The 5,255-nt window shown below is 59.0% G+C and carries 3 protein-coding genes; 1 reads left to right on the top strand and 2 read right to left on the bottom strand.

All coding sequences use genetic code 11. From position 1 onward, the window contains the following. Window positions 1-113: 113 nt before the first annotated feature. Complete coding sequence (locus H5U08_RS09585; protein WP_297032475.1) at window positions 114-770, bottom strand: superoxide dismutase; 657 nt, start codon at window positions 768-770, stop codon at window positions 114-116. Window positions 771-1,257: 487 nt separating this feature from the next. On the opposite strand from H5U08_RS09585, the gene H5U08_RS09580 reads away from it, so the two are divergent. Further along, a complete protein-coding gene (locus H5U08_RS09580) occupies window positions 1,258-4,275 on the top strand; it encodes a right-handed parallel beta-helix repeat-containing protein (RefSeq protein WP_297032473.1) in 3,018 nt (1,005 codons plus the stop codon). A 65-nt stretch (window positions 4,276-4,340) separates the two neighbouring features. Here H5U08_RS09580 and H5U08_RS09575 read toward each other — a convergent pair. Beyond that, window positions 4,341-5,255 (bottom strand): TIM barrel protein (locus tag H5U08_RS09575; protein ID WP_297032471.1); only part of this gene is annotated, 915 nt, incomplete at its 5' end.

The following is a 5,255-nucleotide window of genomic DNA, read 5'->3' as shown; positions in this document are numbered from 1 at the left end:
TCGGCTGGCGCATAAAAAAGCGAGGCAACGGTCTGCCTCGCCGTGCATCCACGGGGTTTCTTGGGGCACTAGCCCGGGCGCTGGGAGCCAAGCCACCCAAGCATCGGCCGCTCTCAGGATTCCGTCTTGAGGGGATACTTGGCCGATTCGGGAGCGGGCTGGGCCAGCGCGTCTTCGTACCGCCGGAGGACCTCCGCCCAGTTGATCACATTGTAGAAGGCCTCCACGTACTCAGCCCGGCGATACTGGTACTTGAGATAATAAGCGTGTTCCCAGACGTCGATGCCCAGAATCGGGATATTCCCGTGCATGAGCGGGCTGTTCTGGTTGGGCGTGTCTTCGATGACGAGCCGCTTGTTGGGATCGACGGAAAGCCACGCCCAGCCGCTGCCGAAGCGACCCATCGCCGCCGCGGTGAAAGCCTGGCGAAACTTTTCGAAACCGCCGAGTTCCCTGTCAATGGCCTCGGCCAGTTTGCCCTTGGGCTGACCGCCTGCCTTCGGGCCCATGATCGTCCAGAACAACGAGTGATTGGCGTGGCCGCCACCGTGGTTGCGCACCACCGTGCGAATCTGTTCCGGCACACGATGAATCGCAGCCACGAGCTGCTCGACGGGAAGCTTTTCCCATTCTGTGCCGGCAATGGCTTTGTTCACGTTGTTGATGTACGCCTGATGGTGTTTCGTGTGGTGCAACTCCATCGTTTGCGCGTCGATGTAGGGTTCGAGCGCATCATACGGGTAGGGGAGAGGGGGTAATTCGTACGCCATCGTGTCAACTCCTTTGGTCAATCAACCTGTGCCGCAAACCTGAACGCCAATTGAGGTGACCCCAAACCATCGGGTAACGACACTTCTTTCACCGGCATGCTTTACAAACTTATGCCTGTGCTATTTGTGCTAAATACTACGGCATTAGTGACCTAAGACAAGGGGCAAATTCTGGCATTGCGATGCGGGATTAGATCAGCAGACGGCCGGGCGGTCTTGGGCCAATGGCATTCTCGTCATATTCCGGAGAACCGGGTTCGACGGAGCAGGCTGGCAGCCCACCGCGACGGATTGCGGTTGATTACCGACCCCGGCCAATTACTCTGGAACTTAACAGAAGGGCGTGAGCGGTTCGCCTCCTCGTTCAAAACCTGAAACACTATTTCCCGAAGCCTCGGAGATTTTAGCTCTTCTGCCTTGAGAGAGGCACGCCCGTCCTCCCGTTGATGAAGCACCGTTGAGTTGCAGCTTGTGACGAGGACCCGCCATGAAGAATAACCGCTTGTCCAAGCGGGCACGTCGCCTGGCGTTTGAGCCGTTGGAACACCGCGATTTGCTGAGTGCGGTTCCTGCCACGACGTCGTTGCCCGCCGCCTTCACCGACCTGGGAAGCGTGGACTTTCGTCAGGTGGCGCCGTCGGTGCAAACGCCGGGAATATGGTATCGCCTGACCGCCAAAAACACGGGCACGTTGACGGTCATTCGCGGGGTCCAGACGCCCAGCCAGCAATCCTCGGCCAGCGTCGCCATGTATGCCCAGGCTGGACAAAGCCTCGTTCTTACCGCCCAGGGGATGGGGAGAATCGATCTGCCGGTCGTCGCTGGACAGACCGTCTTTGTCTATCTTCCGGATGTACAAACTGGGGAGACACTTTGGCTGGCCGCTCTTGTGCAGATGAGCGGAACAACCGTCACGATTCGCGGAACGGCGGGAGCGGACACTCTGTTTTTTCGTGGTGGGGGCAACGGCTCGATCACCGTGAACCAGATTGATTACACCCTGCCCGGGGGATGGACCACACTCGCAATCGTCGGTGGAAACGGGGGGGATAGTGTCGTGCTTGAAACGATGGCCCCCAACGAGAACATATCAATCTCGCCGGCTCTCACGCGGATCCTCAGCGGGGGACGAACGATCACCATCACGCAGGTGGCAGCGCTGGATGTCCGTGCCAGTTCGTCCGCCATTGCAGAGATCATCGACTCGCCGGGAAATGACCAGGTGAGCTTTGCGCCGAATGCCGCCAGTTTGGATTCTCCTCAATTCCACGCTTCGATCACGGGCCCGTCCATCATCCACGCTTATGCCCGCAATGGTGGCATAGATTCGGTCACCTTTTACGATTCTCCGCAAGCGGACCAGGCGACCTACCAGGGAGACATTGCGATTCTGCGCGGAGACACGTTTTACAACCGCGCGAAATTCTTTTCCAATGTCACGTTTGTTGCCACAACCGGGGAAGACACGGCGTTGTTGAGCGGCACTTCCAGCACGGACATTTTGGGCGGCCAACTGGGGGATGTGACGCTGCAAACGAGCGGCGTGTCTGTCCGCGCGAAAGGATTCTGGACCACCATCGTGCGATCCTGTGGGGGTGTCGATGTGGCGGAAGTCAACGACTCGCCGTCGGATGATTTCGTCTTCAGTTTTCCCGGGGACGTCGCCCTCTTCAATCTCGATCACACCCTGCGCATCCAGGGCTTTGCCTACACCCACGTGTATGCCAGGAATGGCGGTTTCGACACAGCCTACTTCTATGATTCTCCTGGCGATGACACGTTTATCGGTCGGCCGGATTTCTCGAGCATGACGACCGGTCCCTATTTCACCCGGGTCAAATTTTTCGATGGTGTGTACGCCTACTCGCGGAACGGCGGATCGGACGTCGCCTGGTTGTATGATTCCCGCGGGGATGATCTTCTCACCGTTCGCCCTTATTACACGCGGCTGGAAGGCGCCGGGTATGCCAATCGCGTGGAAACCTTTTCGGTGGTGCGCGCATTGGGCGGTAGTGGGGGAAACGATCGTCTGGAAATGTACAGCTCCCGCGGTCAGGATCAGATCACCATCACCCCAACCCTCTCCGACATCCTGTTTGCCGAGACGCCCACGTTTGTTCGGGCGACGCGATTCTTGCGGGAAACCTATTTCGTGGACAAAGACGACGTCATACAGGGAAGTGCTCCCAGAGCAACCATCACGCGCGATGGCCCCGCGACGGTCATCAACGCGGCCGATTACTATGATCCCACCAGCCCCACCCTGGGTTTCCAGCGGGCCATTGATGCACTCCCCGAAGAGGGCGGCACCGTCATCCTGCCCGCCGGTACATTCACCTTGCGCCAGGGGTTAGTCCTGCGTTCCAACGTAACTCTCCGCGGGAGTGACGCCGGCACGACGCTCGTTCGCAAGACGCAAACATTTGCCTCGCTCGCTGCGACGGCGCAGGCGGGGGATCTGCGCGTGAGCGTGACCAGCACGAGCGGATTTCAGGTGGGAGATGAGATCGTGCTGCTTTCGCGGAAGGAATTCGACGGCCAGCTTTACACCATCGTGGGCATCGAACCCGGCGTGCTGGTCCTGGACAGGCCCATCGAGTACGGTATCTTCCGACCGGAGGACTCGGCGGAAGTGACGAATCTGATTCCCCTGGTCAGGGCAGCGGGGACGGCCGGGCAGCCCGTCGCCAATGTGACCATCGAAAATCTCACGATCAACGGAAATCTCCACGCGAAGTACACGCGTTGGCGGTCGATACCGCGGGGCACGGTGGATCTCGTCTATGCCGCGAACTCCACGGTGCGGAATGTGACGGTCACCCGCTCACCCACTTCCGGGATCATTTTGCAATATGGCCATGACAACCTCGTGGAAAATTCCACCGTGATTGACGCCCGAAATATCGGCATTGCTTTGGGATGGGAGACAGACGCGATCGTCCGCGGAAATTTGGTGCGAGGCGCCGGGTACGGTATGGCCAGTACGGGGTGGGGCGAGGGCATCATGGCCAACGGTGGACGGGACATCCGGGTGGAAAACAATATCGCCGAGTACAACGTCGGCCACGGGCTCCATCCCGCAGGCGATCTGACCATCGGGGGCCTGTGGATCAACAACGTCAGCCGATACAACCAGGGCAACGGATTCCACTACTGTTTCAACAACTTCGGTGTGTGGGCGGTTAACAACGAGCTGTATGGCAACGACCGCGGTGTCGGCGGGTTGGGGCTGGGCGGCGAATATGCCGACCGTTTCAACGTCGTCCAGGGAAACCGCATCTACAACAATTACCGCGGAGGAATCCAGATTAACGGCGGGCGCGACAATTACATCCTGGGCAATACCCTGGGTAACAATTCCCAGAAAGCGCCAGGCCGATTTCCGGAAATCATCCTCGGCGAAGTCTGGACCACGGTGATCGCGGATAACCGGATCACCCCCGCCGCCGGTGGCCCGTCGGTTGACACCACCTACGCGCGACTTTTCAACACAATCATTGTGTGAAGCCGTATCAAGCGGCAGATGCTGTCCAAAACCGCCGGCAGCCCGGAGGCTCCCCGCGCTGAATTTCAGACAGTGGCCAATCGACCGGCGGTTTTGAGGAGATTGGCGTAGCGGGTTTCCAGCGGCAATCCGGCCGCGTGCCACAATTCCAGGGTAGCCAGACCGATTTCGCGGGCCAGCAGATCCGCCCGGCCTGTACCGAGCATCCGGCGGGTCGGCATGGGAGTGACGGGACCGTCATAGCCAATGTTGCGGAGCCACTTCAGCACGGCAACGCAATCGATGCGTCCGCCCGGCCGGGCAATCGCCCTCTGCCAATCCTTGATCTGATCCACGGGGGCATCCTCAGGAACATCGGCAAGATGAACGACGGTGACAAGCTCCTTGGGTTGCTGGAAGAGGATCTCGAGATTTCCATGGGCCACGAAAATGTCCCACACATTGACCAGCAACCCGAGGTTCTCGGCCTTCACCGCCTGAATGAGCGGCAACAGCTCGTCGAGCTTGCGGATGAACTGGAATACCGCTTCCCGCGGCGGCTCGTAAACCGCTTTGAAACCGACGCCCAGCCGAATCCCATGCTGCTTGAGAATGCCGCAGACGGTGCTCAACCGCTGACGGTGCAGTTCGAAATTCTCATGGAGAGGTCGCGTCTCGCTGAAGGGGGCCAGCGTGACGAAGGACCGCGTGCACCCCAGAACCGTTGCATTCTGGCAATATTCGGGGAGCCGTTCGATGAACTTCTGAAACTCTTCATCGCTGGCCTGAAGGTTTCCGGGGAGTTCGAAGCTTCCGATGGGGATCTGTGCGCTATCAATAAGACGGCGCGCGTATTCGAGCCCTTTCATCCGGGCCAGGGCGCTGAACTCCGCGATGTCCAGATCAATGCTCTTGAAGCCAAAGCTCAGGGCCAGTTCGATAATCTCGCTCTGCTGCAAAAAAGTCCCCAAAACATTGGCATTGAAATTGCGAAACATGTG

Origin of the sequence: Thermogutta sp. (genome assembly GCF_014359955.1) — a bacterium.
Classification (GTDB): domain Bacteria; phylum Planctomycetota; class Planctomycetia; order Pirellulales; family Thermoguttaceae; genus Thermogutta.
Note: the sequence above shows the minus strand (reverse complement) of the source record. Positions and strands in the feature narration are given on the sequence as shown.